This window comes from Rhizobium sp. P1_E6 (assembly GCF_056405875.1).
Genome location: NZ_JBFUBG010000254.1, coordinates 1 through 1,682, shown reverse-complemented (window position 1 = coordinate 1,682; position 1,682 = coordinate 1). Strand labels below are relative to the sequence as shown.

At 61.3% G+C, this 1,682-nt stretch carries 2 protein-coding genes and 1 pseudogene; all 3 read right to left on the bottom strand.

Annotated elements, in window-relative coordinates:
• The coding region (locus AC1D35_RS35950) for an ABC transporter permease (RefSeq protein ID WP_477942758.1) at positions 1 to 432 on the bottom strand (432 nt) is incomplete at its 3' end.
• A gap of 10 nt (positions 433 to 442) precedes the next feature.
• The gene (locus tag AC1D35_RS35945; RefSeq protein WP_477942756.1) at positions 443 to 1,486 is read right to left on the bottom strand and encodes an ABC transporter substrate-binding protein; all 1,044 of its coding nucleotides are present in this window, start codon (positions 1,484 to 1,486) and stop codon (positions 443 to 445) included.
• Positions 1,487 to 1,533: 47 nt separating this feature from the next.
• A pseudogene (locus AC1D35_RS35940) lies at positions 1,534 to 1,682 on the bottom strand (ABC transporter ATP-binding protein); the annotation flags it as partial.

Here is a 1,682-nt window from a genome sequence, read left to right as displayed (position 1 = left end):
AAGGCCGAGTTCGGTGAACATCAAGGACATCGGCCGGCCGATCAGTCCAAGTCCGAGCAGCGCCTCGCTTATCGGCCCTTGTCGCCCGAGGATGACGATCCAGGCGAAGGTGCGCACGACATTGCTGGTCAGCATCGGGATGAGCGTCAGGAAGATGATGACCTGGCGTGCCGTTTTGCCGCTATGCCAGTAAAGAAGCGCGATCGGCACGCCGAGCAGCGTCGTAGCAAGGACCGTCTCCAGCCCCAGCCGTGCTGTGTTGACGAGGACGCGGAAATTGAACGCGTCCCCGAAGAATCTGCCGTAGTTGGCAAGCGTGGCCCCGTCCGGGCCGGTGAAGCTGAAACCGACGAGAACGGCGAGCGGCGTTGCAAAGAACGCCACCGATAGCAACAGCATCGGGATAACGTATGGAAAACCGCCCGCCTTCATCGTGCGCTCCTCAGCCTGCGACGAGAGCGTCGAACTGGCGGATCCAGTCGGCGCGGTTCTTGTTGATGGCAACCCAGTCCGGATAGACCATGTTCTTCAGCTGTTCACGCGTCACATAAGCCTCGATCTCAGGGGTGAGCGCGACGTCCTTGTTGGTCGGGAACATCTCGGTCGGCGGCAGCTTCAGCTTGTCCTGCGCAGCCTTGGAGATGGCGGCGTCCATATAGGCGTAAGCGGCGTCGAGGTTCTTTGCGCCCTTGGTCAGGTGGATATTAACCGGGGCTGCCGGCGCGCCGGTTTCCGGAGCGACATATTCGGCCTTGAGACCCATCGACTTCAGGCGGGCGACATTGCCGGTCGAGCACATGAAGACAGCGATCTCGCCCTGTTGGAATAGCGTCATCTGGTGGTTGGTACTGTCGACGACACCCTTCAACTGTTCCGGATGGTCCTTGAACAGCTTGAAGACGGCATTCATATCGTTCGGGCCGGAGCCAAAAATCTTCGCCATTTCCGTATAGGCCATGACGGCGGTGTTCGAACCAAAGCCGGTCCAGGAGACGAGGCCGCTATAGGCCGGGTTCTCAAACAGGTCGCGATAGCCCTTCGGACGCGGCACGAGGTCGGGATTGTAGGCGATGCCGTTGACTTCGATGGTCACGGTTGGACCGTATTCCCCCTGGAAGGCCGGATCGAGCATGCCCCAGTTCTTCAGGCGGCTCGGGTCGATCTTCTGGATGATGTCGTTTTCGATGGCGACGGCCATCTGGCCGGGCGACATCAGCAGCGTGTCGTAGGGTGGGTTGCCGGGGCTTGCCATGACCTTGGCGAGCTGGTCCTGCGCCAGTGACGGGGCGACCGTCAGGCCGTAGCCGGCTTCCTTGACGAGCGGGCCTAGAACGCTGCGATAGCCGTCTTCCCAGTTGCCCGGAAAGGTCGCCGCAATAGCGGTTTCGCCTGCCGCCGCACGCGCGGCGAACGGCATTGCGRAGGCTGCGGCGACGCCGGCAGCCAGAAGGCCGAAATGGCGGCGGGTCATTTTGAAGTCGTTCATGCTGTCACCTCTGTCGGTTGTTGTTGATGTCATTCCGTTATTGGCATTCACTGGATGCTTTCCGGTTCGGCCGGAAATGCGTGACACCTGCGGGTGTCGATCTCTGCGAAAAGCTGGGCACCGATATCGGGAATGGCGGTGCCTGGACCGCGAACCTCCGACGCGCGCAGGCCCGTGCCGTCGTTCAGCACAAGGT